Source organism: Pseudomonas cichorii (assembly GCF_019719005.1).
Taxonomy (GTDB): Bacteria; Pseudomonadota; Gammaproteobacteria; order Pseudomonadales; family Pseudomonadaceae; genus Aquipseudomonas; species Aquipseudomonas cichorii_E.
In genome coordinates this window covers 19,907-45,479 of sequence record NZ_JAIGPJ010000044.1, presented here as the reverse complement: position 1 = coordinate 45,479, position 25,573 = coordinate 19,907, and the positions used below count along the sequence as shown (strand labels likewise).

General features: G+C 58.0%; 25 protein-coding genes. 17 read left to right on the top strand and 8 right to left on the bottom strand.

Features of this window, described 5'->3' with window-relative positions:
• On the top strand, positions 1 to 1,176 hold a 1,176-nt coding region (locus K5D32_RS26060), incomplete at its 5' end, for an RHS repeat-associated core domain-containing protein (RefSeq protein ID WP_260407511.1).
• A 70-nt stretch (positions 1,177 to 1,246) separates the two neighbouring features.
• On the opposite strand, the gene K5D32_RS23240 is transcribed toward K5D32_RS26060, so the two are convergent.
• The 3 genes from K5D32_RS23240 to K5D32_RS23230 all read right to left on the bottom strand — a co-directional run bounded on the left by K5D32_RS23240 (position 1,247) and on the right by K5D32_RS23230 (position 3,984).
• On the bottom strand, positions 1,247 to 2,404 hold the full coding sequence (locus K5D32_RS23240; RefSeq protein ID WP_221578592.1) for a phosphatidylserine/phosphatidylglycerophosphate/cardiolipin synthase family protein: 1,158 nt from the start codon (positions 2,402 to 2,404) through the stop codon (positions 1,247 to 1,249).
• 138 nt (positions 2,405 to 2,542) lie between these two features.
• Positions 2,543 to 2,881 carry an amidase gene (locus tag K5D32_RS23235; RefSeq protein ID WP_221594662.1) on the bottom strand — a complete coding sequence of 113 codons (339 nt, stop codon included), beginning with the start codon at positions 2,879 to 2,881 and terminating at the stop codon, positions 2,543 to 2,545.
• A complete protein-coding gene (locus K5D32_RS23230; protein WP_221601954.1) occupies positions 2,878 to 3,984 on the bottom strand; it encodes a serine hydrolase in 1,107 nt (368 codons plus the stop codon). The genes K5D32_RS23235 and K5D32_RS23230 overlap by 4 nt, the downstream gene beginning before the upstream one ends.
• A 198-nt stretch (positions 3,985 to 4,182) precedes the next feature.
• Between K5D32_RS23230 and olsB the strand changes: the two genes are divergently transcribed.
• Both olsB and K5D32_RS23220 read left to right on the top strand, forming a co-directional pair.
• A complete protein-coding gene (gene olsB / locus K5D32_RS23225) occupies positions 4,183 to 4,938 on the top strand; it encodes an L-ornithine N(alpha)-acyltransferase (protein ID WP_221540890.1) in 756 nt (251 codons plus the stop codon).
• Positions 4,938 to 5,729 carry a 1-acyl-sn-glycerol-3-phosphate acyltransferase gene (locus K5D32_RS23220; protein ID WP_221601949.1) on the top strand — a complete coding sequence of 264 codons (792 nt, stop codon included), beginning with the start codon at positions 4,938 to 4,940 and terminating at the stop codon, positions 5,727 to 5,729. The genes olsB and K5D32_RS23220 overlap by 1 nt, the downstream gene beginning before the upstream one ends.
• On the opposite strand, the gene K5D32_RS23215 is transcribed toward K5D32_RS23220, so the two are convergent.
• The gene (locus tag K5D32_RS23215; protein ID WP_221601947.1) at positions 5,687 to 6,286 is read right to left on the bottom strand and encodes an ACP phosphodiesterase; all 600 of its coding nucleotides are present in this window, start codon (positions 6,284 to 6,286) and stop codon (positions 5,687 to 5,689) included. The genes K5D32_RS23220 and K5D32_RS23215 overlap by 43 nt on opposite strands.
• A 157-nt stretch (positions 6,287 to 6,443) precedes the next feature.
• Here K5D32_RS23215 and K5D32_RS23210 point away from each other — a divergent pair, with 157 nt between their 5' ends.
• The 3 genes from K5D32_RS23210 to K5D32_RS23200 are packed head-to-tail and all read left to right on the top strand — an operon-like array spanning position 6,444 to position 9,022.
• Positions 6,444 to 6,758, top strand: a complete 315-nt coding sequence (locus tag K5D32_RS23210; protein WP_025261664.1) for a helix-turn-helix transcriptional regulator — start codon at positions 6,444 to 6,446, stop codon at positions 6,756 to 6,758.
• A 26-nt stretch (positions 6,759 to 6,784) separates the two neighbouring features.
• Positions 6,785 to 7,951 carry an MFS transporter gene (locus K5D32_RS23205; RefSeq protein WP_221540896.1) on the top strand — a complete coding sequence of 389 codons (1,167 nt, stop codon included), beginning with the start codon at positions 6,785 to 6,787 and terminating at the stop codon, positions 7,949 to 7,951.
• A gap of 21 nt (positions 7,952 to 7,972) precedes the next feature.
• On the top strand, positions 7,973 to 9,022 hold the full coding sequence (locus tag K5D32_RS23200; protein WP_221578599.1) for an alkene reductase: 1,050 nt from the start codon (positions 7,973 to 7,975) through the stop codon (positions 9,020 to 9,022).
• Positions 9,023 to 9,089: 67 nt separating this feature from the next.
• Here K5D32_RS23200 and K5D32_RS23195 read toward each other — a convergent pair whose 3' ends face one another.
• From K5D32_RS23195 to K5D32_RS23180, 4 genes are all read right to left on the bottom strand, one after another.
• Positions 9,090 to 9,737, bottom strand: coding sequence for a hypothetical protein (locus K5D32_RS23195; protein WP_221601945.1), 648 nt, complete (start codon positions 9,735 to 9,737; stop codon positions 9,090 to 9,092).
• A gap of 407 nt (positions 9,738 to 10,144) precedes the next feature.
• Complete coding sequence (locus K5D32_RS23190; RefSeq protein WP_221578600.1) at positions 10,145 to 11,005, bottom strand: ATPase; 861 nt, start codon at positions 11,003 to 11,005, stop codon at positions 10,145 to 10,147.
• Between the two features lie 66 nt (positions 11,006 to 11,071).
• Positions 11,072 to 12,070 carry an NAD(P)-dependent oxidoreductase gene (locus K5D32_RS23185; RefSeq protein ID WP_221578601.1) on the bottom strand — a complete coding sequence of 333 codons (999 nt, stop codon included), beginning with the start codon at positions 12,068 to 12,070 and terminating at the stop codon, positions 11,072 to 11,074.
• 36 nt (positions 12,071 to 12,106) lie between these two features.
• Positions 12,107 to 13,006: a LysR family transcriptional regulator ArgP gene (locus tag K5D32_RS23180; RefSeq protein ID WP_221578602.1), complete on the bottom strand. Its 900-nt coding sequence runs from the start codon at positions 13,004 to 13,006 to the stop codon at positions 12,107 to 12,109.
• A 96-nt stretch (positions 13,007 to 13,102) separates the two neighbouring features.
• On the opposite strand from K5D32_RS23180, the gene K5D32_RS23175 reads away from it, so the two are divergent.
• The 11 genes from K5D32_RS23175 to K5D32_RS23125 all read left to right on the top strand — a co-directional run bounded on the left by K5D32_RS23175 (position 13,103) and on the right by K5D32_RS23125 (position 25,396).
• On the top strand, positions 13,103 to 13,705 hold the full coding sequence (locus K5D32_RS23175; protein ID WP_221601943.1) for a LysE/ArgO family amino acid transporter: 603 nt from the start codon (positions 13,103 to 13,105) through the stop codon (positions 13,703 to 13,705).
• 204 nt (positions 13,706 to 13,909) lie between these two features.
• Complete coding sequence (locus K5D32_RS23170) at positions 13,910 to 14,491, top strand: superoxide dismutase (protein ID WP_025261672.1); 582 nt, start codon at positions 13,910 to 13,912, stop codon at positions 14,489 to 14,491.
• A 242-nt stretch (positions 14,492 to 14,733) separates the two neighbouring features.
• Entirely contained in the window at positions 14,734 to 15,840 is a 1,107-nt protein-coding gene (locus tag K5D32_RS23165; RefSeq protein WP_221601941.1) for a pyridoxal phosphate-dependent aminotransferase, read from the top strand.
• 326 nt (positions 15,841 to 16,166) lie between these two features.
• Positions 16,167 to 18,215, top strand: coding sequence for a bifunctional diguanylate cyclase/phosphodiesterase (locus K5D32_RS23160; protein ID WP_221601939.1), 2,049 nt, complete (start codon positions 16,167 to 16,169; stop codon positions 18,213 to 18,215).
• Positions 18,216 to 18,410: 195 nt separating this feature from the next.
• Positions 18,411 to 19,763 (top strand): imelysin family protein, encoded by a 1,353-nt coding sequence (locus K5D32_RS23155; protein ID WP_025261675.1) that lies wholly within the window; start codon positions 18,411 to 18,413, stop codon positions 19,761 to 19,763.
• A 268-nt stretch (positions 19,764 to 20,031) separates the two neighbouring features.
• Entirely contained in the window at positions 20,032 to 20,571 is a 540-nt protein-coding gene (locus K5D32_RS23150; protein WP_221578606.1) for a PAAR domain-containing protein, read from the top strand.
• Entirely contained in the window at positions 20,572 to 21,300 is a 729-nt protein-coding gene (locus tag K5D32_RS23145) for an N-acetylmuramoyl-L-alanine amidase (RefSeq protein ID WP_221578607.1), read from the top strand. It abuts the gene before it with no gap.
• Positions 21,297 to 21,584: a hypothetical protein gene (locus tag K5D32_RS23140; RefSeq protein WP_221578608.1), complete on the top strand. Its 288-nt coding sequence runs from the start codon at positions 21,297 to 21,299 to the stop codon at positions 21,582 to 21,584. The genes K5D32_RS23145 and K5D32_RS23140 overlap by 4 nt, the downstream gene beginning before the upstream one ends.
• Before the next feature lie 173 nt (positions 21,585 to 21,757).
• Positions 21,758 to 23,185: a di-heme oxidoredictase family protein gene (locus K5D32_RS23135; protein WP_221601937.1), complete on the top strand. Its 1,428-nt coding sequence runs from the start codon at positions 21,758 to 21,760 to the stop codon at positions 23,183 to 23,185.
• Between the two features lie 31 nt (positions 23,186 to 23,216).
• A complete protein-coding gene (locus tag K5D32_RS23130; protein WP_221578610.1) occupies positions 23,217 to 24,281 on the top strand; it encodes an imelysin family protein in 1,065 nt (354 codons plus the stop codon).
• Positions 24,282 to 24,298: 17 nt separating this feature from the next.
• Positions 24,299 to 25,396 carry a DUF1513 domain-containing protein gene (locus tag K5D32_RS23125; RefSeq protein ID WP_221601951.1) on the top strand — a complete coding sequence of 366 codons (1,098 nt, stop codon included), beginning with the start codon at positions 24,299 to 24,301 and terminating at the stop codon, positions 25,394 to 25,396.
• The last annotated feature ends 177 nt before the right edge of the window (positions 25,397 to 25,573 follow it).

Here is a 25,573-nt window from a genome sequence, read left to right as displayed (position 1 = left end):
CACTTGGGCTCCAACACTCTGGAACTGGACCATAAAGGCAAACTGATCAGCCAGGAAAGTTACTACCCGTTCGGCGGCACCTTATGGTGGGCTGCGCGCAGTGCCGTAGAGGCCAAATACAAGACGGTGCGTTATTCAGGCAAGGAGCGCGATGCCAGCGGGCTGTATTACTACGGATTCAGGTATTACGTACCGTGGTTGCAGCGGTGGATCAATCCAGATCCGGCGGGCGATGTGGATGGGTTGAATCTCTTTTGCTTCTCAAGAAACTCGCCCATGGTGTGGGTAGATCCGTCGGGCTCAAGCCCTTTTCATTTTACTGATGTAGAGAATGCGCTCAGCAAAGAGGGTGATCCGGTTCAGGCAAAAGGACTTGAAGGTATCGGCCGGTGGAGCCTGACTTTTGGGTCTTCTCTGGCCGTAGGGCTGTCGTCCAGCAGAAAGGGACTGGCCTTTGCACATAAAACCATCAATCAACTGATGCTGCCTTTGGCCTCCCAGACAGATCGCGAGACACTGCTGAGTTACTACCGAACCTCGTTTGAAGCCAGTCCTCAGACCGACATTCAAATCCTCGAGATGGCAAGCCAGAGTATCGGCACCCTTTCTTCGTCCCTTCAAACCTGGGACAGCGCCAGAATGGTCGGCATGCGTGAGAACCAGGCCAGTAAAGAAGTAGCCTGGCAATATATCAATGATCCTGAACACCATTTATTCATGAGGGCCGGCCCTATCAATGAAGCGCCCCATCAGGCAGCCTGGAATATCATTCATGAGGCATCTCATATGTTCCTGGATACAGAAGACCTCTGGTACATAAACATGCCCGGTGCAACGGCTGCACAAGCCATGGGGGATGACTCATACGGCGGAAGAGTCGAGATTCTCGCTCAAGTACAAATGCTTCAAAGACGTTACGCAAACCTGATATGGGATGGACCTGACGCAGCAAGTTTTGACAGCACAGCCTTCAGCGAAGACCCGTTGCAGCGCACCCGGATAATGTTGAAAAACGCCGATTCCCTTTCTCTGGCGGTTTCGGTTATCAATCAACAATTCAATGGTCCGATGGCCAGCCTGACCGTGCTTGATGAACCATCATCCCGCATCCCGGCCTTGAATCTCGCCATCACCAAGCCCCCTGTGCGCGTTGAGCGTCGACGTTTCTCCCTATGAGAAATAGTCGACCTTTTAATGACTTGAGCTTATGGCCTATTCGAGAATGGATTCGCTCCAACATCATCGCTTAGTTACGCCGATCCAGCAGATTGACCACCAACCGGTCGATCCAGCCCCAAAGCCTCTGCTTGACCCGGCGCCACAAAGGTCGGGCTTTCCAGGCGTCCAGAGTAATTTCGGTGCTCTGGGCGAAATCCTTGTCGAAGCTGGCAACCACATCGCGGGTCAGGTCCGGGTCGATGGCTTCGAGGTTGGCCTCAAGGTTGAAGCGCAGGTTCCAGTGATCGAAATTGCAGGAACCAATGCTGACCCAGTCATCGATCAGCACCATTTTCAGGTGCAGGAATCGCGGCCGGTACTCGAAGATTTTCACTCCGGCCCTGAGCAGACGCGGGTAATAGCGATGCCCGGCGTAACGCACCGAGGGATGATCGGTACGCGGGCCGGTAAGCAGCAAGCGAACATCGACGCCCCGCAAAGCCGCCTTGCGCAGCGAGCGGCGAACTTTCCAGGTGGGCAGAAAATATGGCGTCGCCAGCCAGATACGCTTCTGGCCGCTGTTCAGCGCGCGGACCAGAGACTGCACGATATCGCGATGCTGACGCGCATCGGCGTAAGCCACGCGCCCTAGGCCGTGACCGGACTCAGGAATTCTTGGCAGGTGCCTGAGACCGAAGTCTTCTGTGGGTCGCCAGGCCGTGCGGTGCAGGTTGGCGTGGAACTGACGGTCGAACAAAGCCTGCCAGTCGATCACCAACGGGCCGGTGATTTCCACCATCACTTCATGCCATTGGCTGGCTGCACGACTCGGCTCCCAGAACTCATCGGTGACACCCGTACCGCCCACCACCGCCAATGCCTTGTCCACCACCAGAACCTTGCGATGGTCGCGGTAAAAATTGCGGATACCCCGTCGCCAGCGAATGGGATTGTAGAAACGCAGGATCACGCCAGCGTCGGTCAGTTGCTTGCGCAAACCGGTGTTGAAAGCCTGGGAGCCGAAGTCGTCAAACAGGCAACGCACGATCACACCGCGCCGTGCGGCCTCGGCCAATGCCCGAACGATGGCATCGGCGCAGGCACCCGCTTCGACCAGATACAGTTCCAGATCAACCTGCTGCTCGGCGCGGTCGATGGCGGCGATCATGCGCGGGAAAAACGTCGGGCCATCAATCAGCAGTTGAAAGTGATTGTCCGGCCGCCAGGGAAAGATCGCTCCCGCCACGTCAGCGTGCCGTGAAGTTCAAAACAGCGGTAGCGAGGGTGGCGTGGGCCAGCAGCTTGGGCATGAAAACTCCGAATGCACATTCAAGGGCAACCTTATCCGCCTGTCAGACCGCTGGCAAACAACTCGGTTCGTCTCTCAAGGTGCATCCGGCAGCAAACGACAGCCCTGACGTGTACCCTGCCATGCCGCAACACTGCTGCGCCCCAACCCGCTGGCACTGACCGACTTGTTTAGCGAGTCATCCGCCAGGGTAGCGGGAATGTATTGCTTGACGTAACTGCGGCAGTAATCGGCAGGATTGTTCATCACATAACGGCACGAACAGTATTCCTTGGCCGTGTAGGCACTGATGATCGTGGGGAACGCCTGCAAGGCGACACGGTATTGCCAGGCAAGTACGGCGATCATCAAGAGCGCCAGCAGGAACAGACTGCTGAAGGGACGACGCAAGATAAACATTCGACGTGCGCTCATTGCCCGCTCTCCTTGCCGAAAGTCGCCTGTAATAGCTTGAGCATCCGGTTGTGGTCGTAGCTGCCATCGCGGTCATCGGCATAGCGCACGATGACCAGCTTTTCGCTTGGGATCACATACAGCGCCTGCCCCCAATGCCCGAGCGCCGCGAAGGTATCGGGTGGCGCATCCGGCCATGGGCCTTGGCCACCGTCATGGGTGCGATTGAGCCACCAATGTCCGCCCGGCACTTCGGTGTTTGCTTGTACGTTCTGGGCGGCAAAAGGCGTCAGGACAAAATCCACCCAAGCGCCTGGCAGCAACTGTTTCTGCTGCCAGCGCCCGCCGCGCTGCATCAACAGACCAATGCGCGCCAGGTCGCGGGCGGTCATGTAGGTGTAGGAAGAACCGACAAAAGTACCACTGCCATCGACTTCCCATGTGGCACTGCCAATGCCCAGCGGATCGAACAGCGCGGTCCAGGGGTAATCCTTGTAAGCCTGTTCGCCCACCATGTTTTTCAAAGCGGCGGACAAAGCATTGCTATCGCCACTGGAATACCGATACGAGGTTCCGGGCGTGCTGGCGACACCATGCTCAGCCGTGAAACGGGCCATGTCGTCACGGCCTCGGGTGTAGAGCATGGCCACGACCGATGAGTTGAGGGGCGCGTATTCGTAGTCCTCCTGCCAGTCGAGACCCGACGCCCAGTGCAGAAGATCCTTGATGGTGATGTCCGGATGCGCCTTGAACGGGCTGTAAAACTTCGCGACAGGATCATTCAACTGGAAGCGCCCTTCGCCGAATGCGCCCCCCAGCACCGTGGCAAGCACGCTTTTGCTGATCGACCAGGTCAGGTGCGGCGTCTGGGCCGTGGTGACTCCGGCATAGCGTTCATAAACGATGCGACCGTCACGAATCACCAGCAGAGCATCGCTGCGCACGCCCGTGCGGGTTACGTCATCGCGAGGCGGGAAAGCGTAATCCTCAAGCGCCTTGAGAGCGGTTGTCTGCGTCGCAGACTGGACAGCCCATTGCTCACCCGGCCAGTTTTCGGCCATGGCTGAACAGACATTCAGGCTCAGTAATAACAACAGCCATAAGCGGGCAAAACGACAGGCCATAACCAGAGTCTCGGGTTCATAACCGGGCAACATTAGCAGAGGTTCATGACAAAACCGGGTAGCCGCGCCACGTCACACAACCATCACCAAAGCTTCACCTCCATGACACGACGGCTCCCTAGCCTGCACGTACAGCAACGCGCTTGGACAATTCAGTCAACCGGCCGCACTTGCATGGCTGGCTCATGGAGACTTGGTATGACCCAGATAGCCCGCATCCGTGACAACACTTCTGACCGTCGTCTTCAGGCCGAGCGCCTGATCGGAGCACACGCCCTGCAGGAAGCTCAGGCGTTGCGTTTCAGCGTGTTCAGCGAGGAGTTCAACGCCCGCCTCAAAGGCGCTGAACTGGGCCTGGACATGGATGACTACGATGTTCACTGCTCGCATATCGGGGTTCGTGACCTCAATACCGGTCGCCTGGTCGCCACCACTCGTTTGCTCGATCACAAGGCCGCAAACTCTCTGGGCCGTTTCTACAGCGAAGAAGAATTCAGCCTGCATGGCCTGCTGCATCTGCAAGGCCCGATCCTGGAGCTGGGCCGCACCTGCGTTGACCCGGCGTACCGCAACGGCGGCACCATCGCCGTGTTGTGGAGCGAACTGGCGGAAGTCCTCAACGAAGGCGGTTACAGCTACCTGATGGGCTGCGCCAGCATTCCGATGCAGGACGGCGGCATTCAGGCTCATGCGATCATGCAGCGTTTGCGCGAACGCTACCTGTGTACCGAAAACCTGCGCGCCGAACCCAGGAATCCCCTGCCGACCCTCGACATTCCAAACAACGTGATCTGCGAGATGCCGCCACTGCTCAAGGCCTACATGCGCCTGGGTGCAAAGATCTGCGGCGAACCTTGCTGGGATGAAGATTTCCAGGTCGCCGATGTATTCATTCTGCTCAAGCGCGACGAGCTGTGCCCGCGCTATGCACGCCACTTCAAGGCAGCCGTGTGATGAACCGCATGCGCAGTCATGCGCGTGTTGCACGGGTGTTGCTGGTGATTGCGCTGGGGCTGACGATTGCCAGTGCCTTTGCGGTGATGGAGCGTCTGAAAGTCGGCAGCTCTATGGAACGCCGACAACGCTGGACTCGCTGGTTCATGGCCCGCCTGACCAACGCCCTGCCCTTTCGCGTGACCGTCAGCGGCAAGCTGCCGACCCAGCCGATGCTGTGGGTCAGCAACCATGTGTCATGGACGGACATTCCACTGCTGGGCATGCTCGCGCCGCTGTCGTTTCTGTCCAAGGCCGAAGTGCGGACCTGGCCGGTGGCGGGCTGGCTGGCGCTCAAGGCAGGCACCCTGTTCATTCGTCGTGGCTCGGGCGACAGCCGCCTGATCCAGCGCCAGATTGGCAGCCATCTGCAACAAGGCACGCCATTGGTGATTTTCCCGGAAGGCACCACCACCGATGGCCGCGCCCTGCGCACTTTCCATGGTCGCCTGCTGTCCAGCGCCATCGAAACCGGCGTGGCCTTGCAGCCGGTGGCGATTGCCTATTCACGCGACGGCAAGCCGGACCCGATTGCGCCGTTCATTGGTGATGACGATCTGCTGTCGCACTTGCGCCGCCTGTTCGCCAACGATCAGGGCGATGTGCATATCCATCTGCTGGAGCCGATCCCCACTGCCGGCCAGGAACGCGCCGCACTGGCGTATCAGGCGCAACAGGCGGTTCAGGTGGCGCTGTTTGGTGAAGACGCTCAGCCGAGCGAAGCGGTGTCGCGACCTGCCAAGGCCGCTTGAGCGAAATCCTGCAGCAGCGGATAGAACTCGTCGAAATCCGCACTCAAGGGTTGGTACAGCGCCTGCAATTCCTGCATGGCACCGGCCAACCCTTCCGGCCGTGACAGACGTCTGGAAATTCCGCCCAGCACTTGTTCCAGCACCTCGAATTCCCGATACGAACCCAGCCAGTCCTGCGCAGCCATGCGCGGCGCAATCAGTGCCAGGCGCTCAGGCAATTGAGGCTCGGCGGCCAGTGCGCCATAGACCTTGCGGGTAAAGGTTTGCAGCGGGATATCGGCATAGCGATGCCAGTCGCGGGCCAGGCAATGATCGAAAAAGACATCCAGCATGATCCCCGCATAACGTCGCCGCTGGGCCGGGAAACGCGCCATCGCGTCCTTGATCAGCGGATGGTTGTCGGTGAATGAATCAATGCTGCGATGCAGGCGGATCGAGGCTTCCAGTTCCGCAGGAAAACGCCCCGGCAAAGGCCCTTTGACGAAATCGCCATACAGGCTGCCGAGCAATTGAGCGGGCCGCTGGCCGCCGAGATGAAGGTGTGCGAGGTAATTCATGGAGCAAAGCCTACGCCGTTTTCGGGGTGGCGGTCTATGTATCGTTATAACCCGATATACCGATTTGATCCTTGCTTAGCGCAATTGCATATTTGTATATCGCGAAATACAGATATAAGGTTCGCCCTATCGCGATATACCGTTAACTGAGAACGACATGACCATCGACCTCGACGAAATAATAAAAGCCCTGGCGCACCCTTTGCGCCGCGAGATCCTGACCTGGCTCAAGGACCCGCGAGCCAGCTTTCCGACTCAGGAATACTCCATCGAACACGGCGTCTGCGCCGGTCAGATCGACCAGCGTGCGGGCATGTCGCAATCCACGGTTTCAGCCCACCTCGCCACTCTGCAGCGCGCAGGCCTGATCAGCAGCAAAAAGGTCGGGCAATGGCATTTCTTCAGACGCAATGAAGAAACCATCGAAGCCTTCGTCAAAGCCCTGGTGCAAGAACTGGACAACCAGTCTTGACGCCCCAGCCCCAAAGGAAGCGCCACATGCCCTTTCCCTTACTTATTCTGGCCCTGAGCGCCTTTGCCATCGGCACCACCGAATTCGTCATCATGGGCCTGCTGCCCAATGTCGCGGCTGATCTGGGTGTTTCGATCCCCGGTGCCGGCTGGCTGGTGACCGGTTATGCACTGGGGGTCGCCATCGGTGCTCCGTTCATGGCCCTGGCCACCGCCAAGTTGCCGCGCAAGGCCGCACTGGTCACGCTGATGGGTATTTTCATCATCGGTAATCTGCTCTGCGCACTGGCCAGCGACTACGACGTGCTGATGTTCGCCCGTGTGGTCACTGCGCTGTGCCATGGCGCATTCTTCGGGATCGGTTCAGTGGTTGCCGCGGGTCTGGTGCCAGCCAACCGCCGCGCTTCTGCCGTAGCACTGATGTTCACCGGCCTGACCCTGGCCAACGTGCTGGGCGTGCCGCTGGGCACAGCGCTGGGTCAATATGCTGGCTGGCGTTCGACCTTCTGGGCCGTGACCGTTATCGGTGTCATTGCCTTCATCGGTCTGGTGCGCTTCCTGCCGGGTAACCGCGAGGAAGAAAAACTCGACATGCGCGCCGAACTGGCTGCGCTCAAGGGGGCCGGTATCTGGCTGTCGCTGAGCATGACCGCGATGTTCTCCGCATCGGTCTTCACGCTGTTCACTTACGTTGCGCCACTGCTGGGCGAAGTTACTGGCGTGTCGCCGAACGGCGTGACCTGGACCCTGCTGTTGATCGGCCTGGGCCTGACAGCGGGCAATGTCCTGGGCGGCAAGCTGGCTGACCGCAGTATTGCGACCACCCTGATCGGCGTATTCATTGCCATGGCCGTGGTTTCCACCGTCTTGAGCTGGAGCAGCGTGGCGCTGATCCCGGCTGAAATCACCCTGTTCCTCTGGGCGGTTGCTGCGTTTGCCGCAGTGCCGGCCTTGCAGGTCAATGTCGTGACCTTCGGCAAGGCCGCTCCGAATCTGGTTTCAACCTTGAATATCGGTGCCTTCAACGTCGGCAACGCACTGGGTGCCTGGGTCGGTGGCAGTGTCATCGCCCATGGCCTGGGCCTGACCAGCGTGCCACTGGCCGCAGCCGTGCTGGCCGTGCTCGCGCTGTTGATCACCCTGATTACTTTCCGCCAGACCGCCAATCCCGATCTGGCTCCTGCTACCAACTGATCATTTAAGAGGGTTCGACGCATGACAACTATCTTTGACCCGATCACCGTGGGCGATCTGCAACTGCCTAACCGCATCATCATGGCCCCACTGACGCGCTGCCGCGCCGACGAAGGCCGCATACCGAATGCGATGATGGCCGAGTACTACGTACAGCGCGCCTCGGCAGGCCTGATCATCAGCGAAGCCACTTCGGTCACGCCGCTGGGCGTGGGTTACCCGGACACACCCGGCATCTGGTCCAACGATCAGGTTCGTGGCTGGAGCAATATCACCAAGGCGGTACATGGCGCCGGTGGCCGCATTGTCATGCAACTGTGGCACGTAGGGCGTATTTCCCACCCTTCGTACCTGAACGACGAAACACCTGTAGCACCGAGCGCAATCAAGCCGGCTGGCCATGTGAGCCTGCTGCGTCCCAAGTCCGACTTCGTGACACCGCGCGCGCTGGAACTGGCGGAAATCGGTGATGTGATAGAGGCTTACCGGATCGGCGCAGAAAACGCCAAGGCTGCCGGTTTCGATGGCGTGGAGCTGCATGCCGCCAACGGTTACCTGATCGATCAGTTCCTGCAGACCAGCACCAACCAGCGCAACGACCAATACGGCGGCACTCTGGAAAACCGTGCCCGTCTGTTGCTGGAAATCACTGACGCAATCATCGAAATCTGGGGCCCGGGCCGTGTCGGTGTGCATCTGGCACCACGCGCCGACCTGCATGACATGGGCGACGACAACCTGGCCGAAACCTTCGGCTATGTAGCGACTGAACTGGGCAAGCGTGGCATCGCGTTCCTGTGCGCACGTGAAAAGGAAGCAGGCGACAGCCTTGGGCCGCAACTCAAGAAAGCCTTCGGTGGTGTGTACATCGCCAACGAACGCTTCACCAAAGCCAGCAGTAATGCCTGGCTGGCAGAAGGCAAGGCCGATGCCGTGGCCTTCGGCGTGCCTTATATCGCCAACCCGGATCTGGTAGAGCGCCTGGAAAAGGATGCTCCGCTGAATCCGGCCATTCCTGAAACCTTCTACGGCAAAGGCCCGGTTGGCTATATCGATTACCCACGCCTTTAATCGCAGGAAACACCACAAAGCCCTGACTCGAAAGAGCCAGGGCTTTTTTGCATCAGAACACGTTTACTTACTTTGTACTTTCAACAGAGCCCTGCACATTACCGTCTGCATCCGTGATCGTGCCATCGGCCAACTTCCAGCGACCATCCGGATACTTCACCGAACCATCGGCCAGTAACCAGGTGCCGTCTTTATACAGATAGCTGCCATCGGCATATTGCGTGGTGCCATCGGCATGCACGATTGTCCCGTCCACGTTTTGCACAGTACCGTCAGGGCTGGTGACCGATTGCCCCTGGGCATCGGCAACACTTCCATTGGGATAAGTAACGGTCCCGTTGGGGTTGAATACGCTGTTGAGTGGATGGACCAGTTGCAGAACGCCAGTGGCCGTATTGATCACGCTCAATGTTGTTTCCAGACGCGTTGGTCGTACGGGAGCAGGCGGCAGACTTGAAGCATTGATGCTGGGCGCAGAGCCGCTGAAAACCGGCTTGGGCGGGACCGGGCTGTCTGCAGGCTTTTGAGCTGTCGGCTTGACGGGCAGCACAGGCTTGACCGGCGGTCTGGACGGCAGTGTCGGTTTGACCGGAGGCTTGGGAGGTGCCACTGGCTTGACCGGAGGCTGCTTCGGTTTGGTCGGAAACTTCGGTGGTTTGGTGGGAGGCCCGGCTGGCTTGGGTGGTTTTACACCCACACGGGGTTTTTGCTGCAAATCCGCAAGCTTGTCGGGCCCAGCAGGAACCCCCACAACATCACTATAATCGTCAGAACTTTTAGAACTTCCCTCAGCCCTATCCGATACTTTGTTTTCGACGCCTTTCATATTCTTGATTCCATTCATTATTGAAACTCCTGTTTAAAACCGCACCTCCACAGTAATGCGTGCCACCCAACATTTCGTATATTTATTTATTGAGTCAGATATTTTTACTTAACAAACCCAAACAAAAACCCCATTAAAAATAAAAATCAATTACTTATAAAAAACCGGTTAACACCAACTAAAATGCGCACGAAAGAGTGCCTTTGCGCACTCTTCACGCGAATATCACTGTCTCAAGGCGAGAACCTGAAATCGGCCTGACCCGCGACAAAGTTGCCACGGGCCAGGCCTGAACCTTATCGACTGGCGTTGACCTGCTGCGACAACGTCTGGATCTGGCTGGTCAGGGTGTTGATGTTGCGGGTCACCTGAGCGCGGAAGGCATCGAACTCGGCAGTATTGCCAGCACTGGCCGCCGCAGGTGCCGGGCGGTTTTCCTGTTCGCTCTTGAGCACCACAAGGTCCTGTTCAAGGCGCTCGATGGCTGCTGACGGGTTGCCCTGTTTTTTCAGAGTCGCTACGTCGGCACTCAGGCTCTTGAGCTGGGCGTCCAACCTGGCCTGATCGCTCTGGGCGGCTTTGAGGTCCGGCAATGCGGTCTTGAGGGCTGTCAGTTCGATAGCGACGTTCTTGAGCTGCTCCTGTAACTGCGCATTGTCATGCTGTTGCTGCGCAGCTTGTGTGGATATCTGCTCCAGACGCTTGTCCAGGCTGGTTTGCTGCCCTTCGACACCTGCGCGTTGCTTGTCCTGATCTTCCAGTTGCGCTTCAAGCAGCTTGATGCGCTGCTTGAGGGCTTCGCCATCGCTGCTCAGGGATTCGGTAGCGACCACCTTGCCGGAAATATCCTTCAGGCGACCGGCCGCTTCCTCGCTGATGCGGGCAAAACTTTCCTGGGTCGCGACCAGTTGCTGTTCCATCAGGGAAACCTGCTGGAAGCTCCACCAGCCCAGACCACAGAACGCAATGAACAAGGCGCCCACCAAAGCCCAGAGCGGACCGGTGCTCGGCCCTTTGACCTTGACCACCGGCGTGGTGCGCGAGTGTACGGTCGTGCGTTCACGCGCACCCTTGGTCGGGACGAAATCATCGTCATCGTCGTCCTTGGCGCTGAGGTTCGGAACGTCATCGACGTCGTCGTATGGATCGTTACGCATGGGTAACCCTTTAAAAGAAACGGTTGAAACCAAAGTTGCGCAGTATAACCGGGCTCTGTTGCCGTTTCAGCGCGAACCACCCTGCTGGGCCGACCACCAGCCACAGAACTCATCCAGCGCAGTCCAGAGGCTGACTCTGGGCTGGTAATCCAGATAATGCCTGGCCCGGCTGATATCAAGCGTGAAATCCTTGTTCATGACCTGCATGCCCAACCTCGACAGCGTGGGTTCAGGTCGACCCGGCCACAACAGGCATGCACCTTCATTGATTGCCGCGGCGGTATACGCCAACCGGTATGAACGATAGCGCGTGACCTGAGGCAACTGCATCTGGCGCATCACATAGTTGATGGCATCCCACAGCGGGACCGGCGCACCATTGCTGATGTTATAGGCCTTGCCCAACGCCGACCCGGTTGCCAGCAGGCTGCTTAACATGGCCTCGTTAAGATTCTGCATGCTGGTGAAGTCCACAACGTTCAGGCCATTGCCCACAATTGCCAGACGCTTCTTGCGCTGCATGTGCAGCAGGCGCGGGAAAATGCTGGTGTCGCCCGCACCCGTTACAAAACGCGGCCGCAAGGCGATGACTTCAAGCCCGAACTCTTCGGCGCCAAACACCTTTTGCTCAGCCAGGTACTTGGTGCTGGCGTAGTGATTGTGCAAGCGCCTTGGCACTTGCTCTTCCTTGATGTCGCGGTGCGAACGTCCGTCGAAATAGATCGACGGTGACGAGAGATGGACAAGCCGTCGCACTCTTTGTTTCAGACAGGCCTCGACAATGTTTTCGGTGAGCTGCACGTTGCCCTGGACGAAATCCTGGCGAGTCCCCCATAAACCGACCGCACCGGCGCAATGCACCACGGCCTCCACGTCATGACACAAGGCCTTGACCAGTTCCGGGTCCGACAGATCACCCTGGATGAACTCGGCGCCGCGTCGTACCAGATGCTCGACACCTTCGGCCCGACGGCCATTGATGCGCACGCTCATGCCCTGCTCCAGAGCGAAGCGCGCAAAGCGTCCGCCGATGAAGCCGCTTGCGCCGGTGACCAGAATCTTCATTTACCGCTCCCACATTTCATATGTCTGCACTGACGCTCACTTGTCGTTCAGGGGCACCAGCCACTTGCTCGCCTGCTGCACCAGGTTCTCAGTGAGGCGCGTCAGCAATTGCCCGCCATTGCGCCAGTGGTGCCAATACAAGGGCACATCGATGTAGCGTTCAGGCACCAGTTCGCGCAGCGAGCCTTGCTGCAATTGCGTCTGCACCTGCAACTCGGGCACCAGCCCCCAGCCGACACCCGCCTCTATCATCCGCAAAAACCCTTCGGACGAAGGGCACAGATGATGCTCGAAACCGCCCTCGCACCCAAGCAGGGCAAGGTAGCGGTGCTGTAAAAAGTCATCGGGGCCAAACACCAGGGCCGCTGAACGCATCAGCTTTTCAGGGCTGACGCCTTCGGCGAAATACCGTTCGATGAACGCCGGGCTGGCCAGCGCACGATAGCGCATGGCACCCAGCAACTGGCTGCGGGCGCCGGCCACCGGTCGCTCGCTGCCACACAGGCAGGCGGCCACTTCACCGGCGCGCATGCGCTTGAGGCCGACGTCCTGATCCTCGACCACCAGATCCAGCAACAGACGTTGCTCGGCACAGAAGGCACCCACCGTCGGCGCCCACCAGGTTGCCAGACTGTCGGCATTGATCGCGATGCGCAGCCGTTCAGGCAGGCCATTTTCGTCCAGCGCAGGCACCAGGCCTTGCAGGTCACGTTCCAGCAGACGCACCTGCTGCACGTGGTTGAGCAGGCGTCTGCCGATATCGGTAGGCGTGGGTGGCGTGGCCCGTACCAGCACCGGCTGGCCAATGCGCGCTTCAAGCAGCTTGATGCGTTGCGAGACGGCCGACTGGGACAACCCCAATACCTGAGCGGCACGTTCAAAACCGGCTTGCTCAATGACAGCCGCCAGGGCTGACAGTAATTTGTAATCGAACATCAGTTTTCCTAATGAGGAATCAGGAATATTGGTTTTTCTTATACACCCCCAAGTCAGACAATCGCCACCTCTCCTCTGCATTCTGGAATTGATTTCATGTGGCAAAGTTACTTCAACGGCCTGCTGGTCGCGGGCGGCCTGATCATGGCCATCGGTGCACAGAATGCTTTTGTCCTGGCTCAGGGCCTGAGACGCGAACATCACGTACCGGTGGCAATGCTGTGTATTGTCTGCGATGCGCTTCTCGTGGCAGTGGGTGTTTTCGGCCTCGCCAATGTCCTGGTGCAGAACCCGACCTTGCTGGCGATCGCACGCTGGGGCGGCGTGATCTTCCTGACCTGGTACGGCGTGCAGGCCCTGCGTCGCGCCTATTCGCGCCAGAGCCTTGAGCACAGTGCAACCGCTGGCCAAAGATCGCGTCGTGCAGTGCTGCTCAGCGCTCTGGCAGTCACGCTGCTCAATCCGCACGTGTATCTCGATACGGTCCTGCTGATCGGCTCGCTGGGTGCGCAGCAAAGTGCGCCGGGCGCCTATGTCGCCGGTGCCGCCAGCGCTTCGTTTCTGTGGTTCTCGACCCTCGCCATCGGCGCGGCCTGGCTTGCCCCATGGCTGGCACGCCCGGCTACGTGGAGGCTGCTCGATCTGATGGTGGCAGTGATGATGTTCAGTGTGGCGGCACAATTGATCAGGGCTGACTGAAAGGCTTTTACTTTTACGTGATAAATGGATGCAACAGCTCTGGAACCTTTATCCCACACACTTGTTGCGTGGTTAAGCCGAAGGCCCGGTGCTATGATCCGGGGTCTGCGCCGCAAAAGAGTAAAAACTCCCGGTGCATGCTGTATACGGCCGCCCGTGATCGGCCTTGCGATTACCGCAATCGACCTGATAAGGAGATGAACCATGGCTTTTGAATTGCCACCTCTGCCCTACGCAAAAGACGCTCTGGTGCCGCACCTTACTGCTGAGACACTGGAATATCACCACGACAAGCACCACAACACCTATGTCGTGAACCTGAACAACCTGGTGCCAGGCACCGAGTTCGAAGGCAAGACTCTGGAAGAAATCATCAAGACTTCTTCGGGCGGTATCTTCAACAACGCCGCTCAGGTCTGGAACCACACGTTCTACTGGGAATGCCTGTCGCCAAATGGCGGCGGCGAACCAACCGGCGCTCTGGCCGATGCCATCACCGCTGCATTCGGCTCCTTCGAGAAATTCAAGGAAGAGTTCAGCAAAACCGCCATCGGCACTTTCGGTTCCGGCTGGGGCTGGCTGGTGAAGAAAGCTGACGGTTCCCTGGCTCTGGCCAGCACCATCGGTGCAGGCAACCCGCTGACCAGCGGCGACACCCCGCTGCTGACCTGCGACGTCTGGGAACACGCTTACTACATCGACTACCGCAACCTGCGTCCGAAGTACGTCGAAGCGTTCTGGAACCTGGTGAACTGGGACTTCGTGGCCAAGCAATACGCTGCCTGATTCCTGCTGTTTACAAAAAACCCGGCCATGCCGGGTTTTTTATTGTGTGCCATTCAGTCCTTTGATTTAAAAAGAAATCCTGCGCCCTCCAGACCGACCTTCTTCGCCCTTACGAAACCTGCCGGTAAATATCCTTCGCTTGCTATCGTTTCCATCAACGAAGACCCCGCCACTCAAGGCCTGCGTACCATTAATACGCCATTACGAGTGCAGACGTTCGCAACCAACAAGGGACTTACTCCATGTCATCGGTCAGCCGTCGTTCTTTCGTTACCCTCTCTGCCCTGGCCTGCACAAGCCTGGCACTCCCGCGAATCAGCTCAGCCGCTCTCGCAACCAAGCATCCTGCCGGCAATGACAGGATTCATCTCAACTTCAATGAAAGCCATCTAGGCCCTTCTCCCCTGGCACTTGAAAAAATGCAGGCTGGTGCAGCTTCGACAGGACGCTATCACTACGGCGCGCAATTGAAACTGATCGAGCTGTTTGCCAGACAGAATCAGATACCCAGTGATTACGTGCATGCCTACAGCGGCTCGCGTGAACCCTTGCAGTACGCCATTGCGGCCTTTACCGATGAGCACCGCAGCCTTGCTCTCGCTACACCTTCCTATGATGCGCCCATCGAAGCGGCTAACAGCCAGCAAGTCACCTTTCATGAAGTCCCCCTGCTACCTGACGGGGCACATGATCTTGAGGCCATGTTGAAAGTCGACAAGACACCCGGCCTGATTTACATCTGCAACCCCAACAATCCCACCGGGACCGTAACGCCCCAGCAGCAGATAGAAAAAGCCATACTCGCCAAACCCGAAGGTTCAGTGGTGCTGATCGATGAGGCGTACATTCACTTCTCGGATGCCGCCAGCCTTGTTTCGCTGGCAGCCAGGCGCAAGGATGTTCTGGTCCTGCGCACCTTCTCCAAGCTCTATGGCATGGCGGGAGCCAGGCTGGGTCTGGCGGTAGGACATCCCGAACTGCTGGAGAAAATAGAAGTGTGGGGCGGCAACAATTTCGTCCCGCTGCCTGCGGCCATGGGCGGCATGGCCAGTCTTGAAGACCCTGACCTGGTAAGGCAGCGCAAGCAACTCAATACCCGCGTACGCGAAGAAACCCGGGCCTTTCTCGCAAGCCATGGATTCGCCTGCACGCCTTCCCAGGCCAATTGCTTCATGATCGATACCGGCCATGAGGCTGAGCGGGTCATCGAGGGATTGGCCAAACGCAATATTCTGATTGGCAGGAAATGGGATGTCTGGCCGACCTGGGTGCGAGTCAGCATCGGTACCGAGGCCGAAATGCAGGCATTCCGCCAGGCATTCCTCGAAGTCGTACAACAATTGGCCTGAGTTTCTCGATCCAGCGCTCTGGGTCGGCTTTCTTCCCCCGCTTCGTGCCAGCGGGGGCATCCAGCCTCAACCTGACACGACTGGTTTACATGTTGCCAGAAGGCAATAGCATACTAATATTACTTCTTGTATTTACAGAGTCATACTCAAGTTCCATGCATACTCGCCCGACACAGTAGAGTTGCCTGGATCCAACGCTATGCGCAGGCAGGACAAAGGAAGCAGAAATCGGCCTGATGAGTACACGCTCGTCACAGTGCTGACACGGCTGGTTTTTCGATGGGTGCAGGGTTGCACGCTCCCGGCACGAATTAAGGAATGACCATTTGAAGCTGGAACTCAAACACAGCTTGTCGGTTAAGTTGTTGCGCGTAGTACTGCTTTCAGCGCTGCTCGTGGGCGTTGTCTTGAGTTGCGCACAAATTGTCTACGATGCCTACAAGACCCACCAGAACGTGGCCAGTGATGCCGAACGTATTCTGGACATGTTTCGTGACCCGTCGACCCAGGCGGTGTATAGCCTGGACCGGGAAATGGGCATGCAGGTCATCGAAGGTCTGTTCCAGGATGACTCCGTTCGCATGGCCTCCATCGGGCACCCGAACGAAACATTGCTCGCAGAAAAAGCGCGCCCTCTGAAAACGTCTCCCATTCGCTGGCTCACAGACATCATTCTTGGCCAGGAGCGCAGCTTCACGACCCAGCTGGTCGGCCGCAGCCCCTACAGCGAATACTACGGTGATCTGCGCATCACGCTGGATACCGCCAACTATGGCGAGAGCTTTATCATCAATGCTGTGATCATTTTCGTGTCCGGGGTATTGCGTGCCCTGGCCATGGGGCTGGTGTTGTATCTGGTCTATCACTGGCTGCTGACCAAGCCACTGTCCCGAATCATCGAGCACCTGACCAGCATCAACCCGGACCGCCCAAGCGAACACCTGCTGCCGCTGCTCAAGGGCCATGAAAAGAACGAGCTGGGTATCTGGGTCAATACCGCCAACCAGTTGCTGGCCTCCATCGAGCGCAATACCCATCTTCGCCACGAAGCGGAAAACAGCCTGCAGCGCATGGCCCAATACGACTTCCTGACCGGCCTGCCCAATCGCCTGCAATTACAGACGCAACTGGACAAGATTCTGGTGGACGCCGGACGCCTGCAGCGTCGTGTCGCGGTGCTGTGTGTCGGCCTGGATGATTTCAAAGGCATCAACGAGCAGTTCAGTTATCAGACCGGCGACCAGTTGCTTCTGGCCCTGGCAGACCGGCTGCGCGCTCATAGCGGGCGACTGGGTGCTCTGGCACGCCTGGGCGGCGACCAGTTCGCTCTGGTTCAGGCCGATATCGAGCAGCCTTATGAAGCCGCAGAGCTGGCGCAGAATGTTCTGGATGACCTTGAGGCGCCGTTCGCCCTGGATCTTCATGAAATCCGCCTGCGCGCAACTATCGGTATCACCCTGTTCCCGGAAGACGGCGACAGCACCGAGAAGCTGCTGCAAAAGGCCGAACAGACCATGACCCTGGCCAAGGCACGCTCGCGCAACCGCTATCAGTTTTATATCGCCAGTGTCGACAGCGAAATGCGCCGTCGTCGCGAGCTGGAAAAAGACCTGCGCGAAGCCCTGCCCCGAGGCCAGCTGTATCTGGTCTATCAGCCACAGATCAGCTATCGCGACCACCGGGTGATGGGCGTCGAGGCGTTAATCCGCTGGCAACATCCAGAGCACGGTCTGGTGCCGCCCGATGTCTTCATCCCTCTGGCCGAGCAGAACGGCACCATCATCGCCATTGGCGAATGGGTGCTCGATCAGGCCTGCCGCCAATTGCGGGAATGGCACGATCAGGGTTTCACCGAGCTGCGCATGGCGGTCAACCTGTCCACCGTGCAACTGCACCACTCGGAACTGCCGCGAGTGGTCAACAACCTGTTGCAGATCTACCGCCTGCCGCCTCGCAGCCTGGAGCTGGAAGTCACCGAAACCGGCCTGATGGAAGACATCGACACCGCCGCCCAGCACTTGCTCAGCCTGCGCCGCTCAGGTGCGCTGATCGCCATCGACGACTTCGGTACCGGCTATTCGTCCCTGAGTTATCTCAAGAGCCTGCCGCTGGACAAGATCAAGATCGACAAGAGCTTCGTGCAGGACCTGATCGACGACGATGACGACGCGACCATCGTGCGCGCCATTATCCAGTTGGGTAAAAGCCTCGGCATGCAGGTCATTGCCGAAGGCGTGGAGACCAGCGAACAGGAAGCCTACATCATCTCCGAAGGCTGTCATGAAGGTCAGGGCTACCTGTACAGCAAACCCCTGCCCGGCCGTGACATCCTGCCGTACCTGAAACAGGCGCAGCGCAGCCAGGTAGAGGCGTGAGCGAATTCATTCGCGAATGAATTCGCTACAACGATCAGTTTCGGGTTGTCTCGAAACCGACAGTTACAAGTCGTCGAATGCTCGTTCACGACTTTAAGGGCGTTATGCCTTTACACCGAATGCAAATCTTTCGCATTATGTCGCAGTTTTTCTGGGCGCCCGGCGCCATAAATCCCCTAGACGCAGGAATTCGTCATGATTCGTATGCCTCTGGCAACAGCTAGTCTGCTGGCCATAGCTATCTCCCTCGCCGGTTGTGGCGAAGGCAAGGACAAGGCAGCAGCCCCCGCTCCTGCTGCGGCTCCTGTGACTCCGGCAGCAGCGCCTGCCGCACCTGCTTCATCAGCTGCAACCCAGACCGATGACGCCGCTGCCAAGGCCGTGGTCGCCAATTACACCAACATTGTCTTCGCCGTGTTCAGCGATGCCGAAACCGGCGCCAAAAAGCTGCAGACCGCTGTCGATGCTTTCCTTGCCGCACCAAACGACCAGACCCTCAAGGCTGCTCGTGATGCCTGGGTTGCCGCACGCGTGCCTTACATGCAGAGCGAAGTCTTCCGCTTCGGCAACACCATCATCGACGACTGGGAAGGTCAGGTTAACGCCTGGCCCCTGGACGAAGGCCTGATCGACTACGTAGCCAAGGATTACCAGCACGCGCTGGGCAACCCAGGCGCGACTGCCAACATCATTGCCAACACTGAAATCCAGGTCGGCGAAGACAAGGTCGACGTCAAGGACATCACCGCCGAGAAACTCGCCAGCCTCAATGAGCTGGGCGGTTCCGAGGCGAACGTCGCCACCGGCTACCACGCCATCGAATTCCTGCTGTGGGGCCAGGACCTGAACGGCACCGGCCCTGGCGCCGGCGCACGTCCTGCCAGCGACTACCTGGAAGGTGCCGGTGCAACCGGTGGCCACAACGACCGTCGCCGTGCCTACCTCAAGGCCGTGACCGAACTGCTGGTCACCGACCTGGAAGAAATGTCGCTCAACTGGAAACCCGGTGTAGCCGACAACTATCGCGCGTCCCTGGAAGCAGAAACCGGCGAAAGCGGCCTGCGCAAAATGCTGTTCGGCATGGGCAGCCTGTCACTGGGCGAACTGGCCGGCGAGCGCATGAAAGTGGCACTGGAAGCCAACTCCAGCGAAGACGAGCACGACTGCTTCAGCGACAACACGCACAACTCGCACTTCTACAACGGCAAAGGTATCCGCAACGTCTACCTGGGTGAGTACACCCGTACCGACGGCAGCAAGATCACCGGCCCAAGCATCTCCTCCCTGGTCGCCAAGGTTGACCCGGCCACCGACGCCACCCTGCGCGCAGACCTGGACGACACCCAGGCCAAACTGCAAGTGATCGTCGACCACGCCAACAAGGGCGAGCACTTCGACCAGTTGATCGCAGCAGGCAACACTGCTGGCAATCAAGTGGTGCGTGACGCCATTGGAGCACTGGTCAAACAGACCGGCGCCATCGAGCAAGCCGCTGGCAAACTGGGCATCACCGACCTGAACCCGGACAACGCCGATCACGAGTTCTGATCAGCGATGTAACCGAAGCTTCAGGCCTGCAATACCTAATGCCAGTCAGGTTTACTGACTGGTATTTTTTAGGCTTTGTACGAAAAGTCGGCGAGCAAAGGTCAGACAAGGCAAAAACAGGCGAGGAAGCGGAGTTTACGTGTTGTAAATGAGCATTCCGAGCCTGTTTTTAACGCAGCATCACCGAGCGCAGCCACTTTTCGTACAAAGCCTAAAGAGACCTGCCTCTCCAGACGCATCAGCAGACTCAATCAGGAAGGAATCTGATATGGCAAAACCTGCCGCTCGTGTAACTGACCCTACTGCCTGCTCTTCCCCAGGGCACGCTATAAATCCGATCGTTTCCGGTTCCCCCGACGTTTTCTTTGATGGATTAGCCGCCGCGAGAGTAACCGATAAAAGTGCGTGCGGTAGCCAATTGGTGGATGGTGTTTCTAAAACTGTTTTTATTAACGGATTGAATGCAGCAACGGTTGGAAGTACCGGCACTCATGGAAATACCGTAACAGCAGGATCTGGAACAGTAATCATTGGAGACATCCATACTCCTGCACCCTTTACTCCCCCGCTGCCACTGTCGTTTCAAAAGGTATTCGGACAGTCGTTCAACATAAGCGATAGCGAAACAGGCAAGCCACTGGCCCTTAGAGAGTTTATCGCCACGGTTGATGGCGCTCAGGTTTCAGGCGTGACCGATGCCAAGGGTGTTGCGCATATAAAAAGCGCTTCACCAAATTCAAAGATATCACTTCACATCAAATTCAATGCTCCCGCCAGAACCCTCAATGAATTTTCGGAGGCGTTTTAAATGGCATCCAGATTTACAACAGAGGCCACTGCCCAGGAAATAAAGCCTGGCGAATTAATGTGTCCTATCCCCATTAAGGTAAACGACCGTGCCGCCACTCGCGAGGCAATCATAAAAAAGGTTAATTCCTTGGGCAGCACTTTTACCGAACGCTCAGCATGGGGCGCAATGGAAGGCAAGCCGAATATGGAAAAAGACTGGGACTACACCATGATCGCCTTGCATCACGCCGGTCGATCATACGAATGCAGTCCTGGCGGCACCCAGCAGATGCAGGACATTCAACACTTCCAAATGAACAATAAATTTGATGACATCGGCTACCACTATGGAATCTCCTGTGATGGTACCGTTTTGGAGGGACGTGATATTCGGCTTCAAGCATCAAGCGTAAAGCTATTCAATACAGGCGTTATTGGAATAGTGCTTCTGGAAAATTTGACAACAGCAGAAGAAGGTGGCGACATTATTGCCAAAGGACGCGAAGCACTGGAGCGTTTAGGATATAGCACGACTAACGTGATACCTGCAGCGCAAATCGACGCCCTGATGCATTTGATCGAAGCACTTAAAAGTGTATTTTTTATTGAGCGATTCGGCGGCCATAAAGAATTTCCCGGACAGGATCGAGAAGGCAAGATTTGCCCCGGCAATATAGGAATGGAGTTAGTAAGAAACATCCGAACAAAAACACACTTACTACCACCGCCTCGGTCAGGTGCTGAATGAAGTATCTCGTATTAATAAGCTTTCTCGCCTTGCTGGTCATCCTGAATACCGGCTACTACAACGAAGTTTCTGAGGGCGAAGCCAATACGATTTTTTTCATTAAAAAATCTCCTACACTGCGCATGAAGTTTTATAACATCCACGCCAATGACGGAGATTATCGTAGGGTAGAAAAGCTCAGCGATGAGTTGCGACAGGACATCATTGATTACTGCAAATACAGATGGGGCATTGAGACAGAGGTCAAAACGCAAGCTGACGTAGAGATGTGCGCAAAAATGTAGGGCGCGCATCCACCCCGCCACAGGCGATCAGGCACGGGGCTCAAGACCTCCACAACCCGCAAATTAGTAACAATACGTTGCCTCAGCCCGAGTAAACGGTAACTTTTCCTATTCCAGCCCCATCAGGCTGATAAGCTTGCTCGCCCTGATTTTCAGCTCGTTGCAGAATTCGTATGAGTATGCCGCTGCGCCTGTCCCTCGTTTTTTTATCGGCTCTGGTCCTGACCGCGTGCGATGACGCGCCGCAGTTCACTCAGGCCGAACCGGGGGAAGCTCTTTCCGGTGGATCTGCCACGGTAAGGAAAAGCGATCAGAACGCTTTCTCCATGCCATCGGCCAATCTCTCGCCGGTGCGCAGGCTGGACTTCAGTGTCGGCAACAGTTTCTTCCGCAACCCGTGGGTCATTGCCCCGTCGACCACCACCGCCCGTGACGGGCTGGGTCCGTTGTTCAATACCAACGCCTGCCAGAACTGCCATATCAAGGACGGGCGCGGCCATCCGCCAGAGCCCGGCGACAGCAGCGCCGTGTCGATGCTGGTAAGGCTCTCGATTCCCGACAGTGCCACATACGCCGAGGTCATCAGGCGCAACGGCGTGGTGCCAGAGCCGACGTATGGCGGGCAATTACAGGATATGGCGGTCCCGGGTGTTGCGCCTGAAGGCAAGGTGCGAGTCGAGTACGATCCGCTGACAATCCGCTTTCGTGACGGCATGACCGTCGAATTGCGCCAGCCGACCCTGCGCATCACTCAACTGGGTTACGGCCCCATGCACCCTTACACCCACGCTTCGGCGCGTATTGCTCCGCCCATGATCGGACTGGGCCTGCTTGAAGCGATTCCCGAAGCAGCGATCCTGGCCAATGCCGACCCTGACGACAAAAATGACAACGGTATTTCCGGCCGCGCCAACTGGGTCTGGGACGATGTGCAGCAAAAGGTCGTCATGGGACGCTTCGGCTGGAAAGCCGGGCAACCCACACTCAATCAACAGAATGTCCACGCTTTTTCGGGCGATATGGGCCTGACCACCAGCCTGAAAACCGTCGACGACTGCACCCCGGCGCAAGCGGATTGCCGCAACGCACCGAACGGCAATGGCCCCAACGGCGAACCCGAGGTGAGCGACAACATTCTGCGACTGGTAGAGTTCTACACCCGCAACCTGGCTGTTCCAGCGCGTCGCAATGTGGATGATCCGCAAGTGCTGGCGGGCAAGAGCCTGTTCTTCAAGGCCGGCTGCCAGCAATGCCACACACCGCAATTCACCACCCGCGCCGATGCCGCAGAACCGGAGCTGGCCAATCAGGTGATACGTCCCTACAGCGACCTGTTGCTCCACGATATGGGCGAAGGTCTGGCCGATAACAGGACCGAGTTCCAGGCCACCGGCCGCGAATGGCGTACACCGCCGCTCTGGGGCCTGGGCCTGACCGGTGCCGTCAGCGGGCACACACAATTTCTACATGATGGTCGCGCTCGCAACGTGATGGAGGCGATACTGTGGCACGGCGGCGAAGCCCAGGCAGCACAACGACAGGTCCTGGCCTTCGACGCCAACCAGCGTGCGGCGCTGTTGGCGTTCCTGAATTCGTTATAAGCATTCCCCTTTAAAAGAAGGAGCCGGACACATGTTCCGACCCAAGTTGTTGTTCACCAGCCTCGCGGCCCTGGCTCTGGGCGCCTGCGCACCATCGGACCCGCAAGCCGTCACCTCTGCCGCCATCGCCAAACAGGTGATCCTGCCGACCTACAGCCGCTGGGTCGAAGCTGATCGCCAACTGGCAAGCAGTGCAATTGCTTTCTGTCAGGGCAAGACCGATCTGGAAAGCGCACGCGCCGACTTCCTGAAAGCACAGAAAACCTGGGCCGAGCTGCAGCCCTTGCTGATCGGGCCGCTGGCAGAAGGCAATCGTGCCTGGCAGGTGCAGTTCTGGCCGGACAAGAAGAATCTGGTCGGACGTCAGGTCGAACAACTGGTCAGCGCACAACCGCAGATCACTGCCGAAGAACTGTCCAAGGCCAGCGTCGTGGTTCAAGGCCTGTCGGCTTATGAATACATCCTGTTCGATGCCGAGATCGACATGGCCAACGCCGAGCAGAAAGCCCGTTACTGCCCGTTGCTGATGGCCATCGGTGAGCGCCAGAAGATTCTGGCCGAGGAAATCCTCAGCCGCTGGAACAGCAACGACGGCATGCTCGCGCAACTGAGCAAGTTCCCGAACCCGCGCTACGCCGACTCCCACGAAGCTATCGCCGAAGTGCTGCGCGTGCAGGTCACGGCACTGGACAGCCTGAAGAAAAAGCTGGGCACGCCGCTGGGTCGCCAGACCAAAGGCACACCACAACCGTTCCAGGCCGACTCGTGGCGCAGCAAGTCTTCGCTCAGCAGCCTGGAAGCCAGCCTGATCAGCGCTCAGACCGTCTGGGCCGGCGTGGATAACAAGGGCCTGCGTGGTCTGTTGCCCGCCGAGCAGAAACCGCTGGCCGACAAGATCGACGCAGCCTACGCTGCCAGCCGCAAACTGCTGTCGGAACTCAAGCCGCCACTGGCCGATTTGCTGGCCAGCGAAGCCGGTCGTCAGCAGCTCAACAGTTTTTACGACAGCCTGAACGTGGTTCACCGTCTGCATGAAGGCGAACTGGCCAAGGCCTTGGGTATTCAGTTGGGTTTCAACGCCAACGACGGCGATTGATCGAGAGGTTGTAGATGATGTTGCGACGCCAGGCTCTGGCACTTGGCAGTCTGTTGCTCAGCGCTTGTACGCTGGGCGGCTGGACGCTGTTTCGGCAAAAAGGCAAAAGCCCGCTGCTGCTTTCCGCTCGCGACGATGGCGACGCAAGGCATTACGCAGTGGGTTACCGGCTCGACGGCACGCAGGTGTTCGCGACCCAGGTCGCCCAGCGTTGCCATGACATCATCAATCACCCGTCCTTGCCGCTGGCGGTGTTCATCGCCCGCAGGCCCGGAACCGAAAGCTACCTGATCGACCTGCGCAATGGCCGCCTGCTGCAAACCATCACGTCACAGCCCAACCGGCACTTCTACGGCCATGCCGTGATTCATGGCGATGGCGAATGGCTGTACGCCACGGAAAACGACACCAGCGATCCGGGTCGGGGCCTGCTGGGGGTTTATCGTTTTGTCGATGAGCGACTGGTGCATTCGGCAGAGATTTCCACTCATGGGATCGGCCCGCATCAGGTGTCGTGGATGCCGGACGGCGAAACCCTGGTGGTCGCCAATGGAGGCATTCGCACCGAGGCAGAAAGCCGGGTCGAGATGAACCTGCATGCCATGGAGCCCAGCCTGGTACTGATGCAACGCGACGGTACACTGCTGAGCAAGGAAACCCTCAGGCAACAGATGAACAGCGTGCGCCACATGGGCATTGCCAGCGACGGCACGATTGTCGCCGGGCAGCAGTTCATGGGCGATGCTCATGAGTCCTCCGAACTGTTGGCGATAAAACGTCCAGGCCAGCCCTTCCAGGCCTTTCCGGTTGCAGAAGAACAACTGCGGGCGATGGGTCACTACACCGCCAGCGTCGCGGTACACAGCGACCTGCGACTGGTTGCCCTGACCGCCCCGCGTGGCAACCGGTTCTTTATCTGGGATCTGGACAGCGGCGCAGTGAAACTCGATGCACCACTGCCTGACTGTGCCGGCGTGGGTGCAGTTGCCGATGGTTTTGTCGTGACCTCGGGTCAGGGCCGCTGCCGCTTCTACGACTGCCGCCAGCCCGAACTGGTGGCCAGGCCTCTGGATCTGCCGTCCGGGCTCTGGGACAACCATCTGCATCTGGTGTAATTGTCTGTAGGACCGGATTCATCCGGGAAGGCGTTTTGAGAATGTACTGGCCTCTTCCCGGATAAATCCGGTCCTACGGTCATACATTCCTAAATAAAGAAATGTCCTACGCCCTGCCGGTTTGCAATATCCGGCGCTGGAGCTAGCCTGCTTCTCAGGTTAAATATCTCCAAAGGA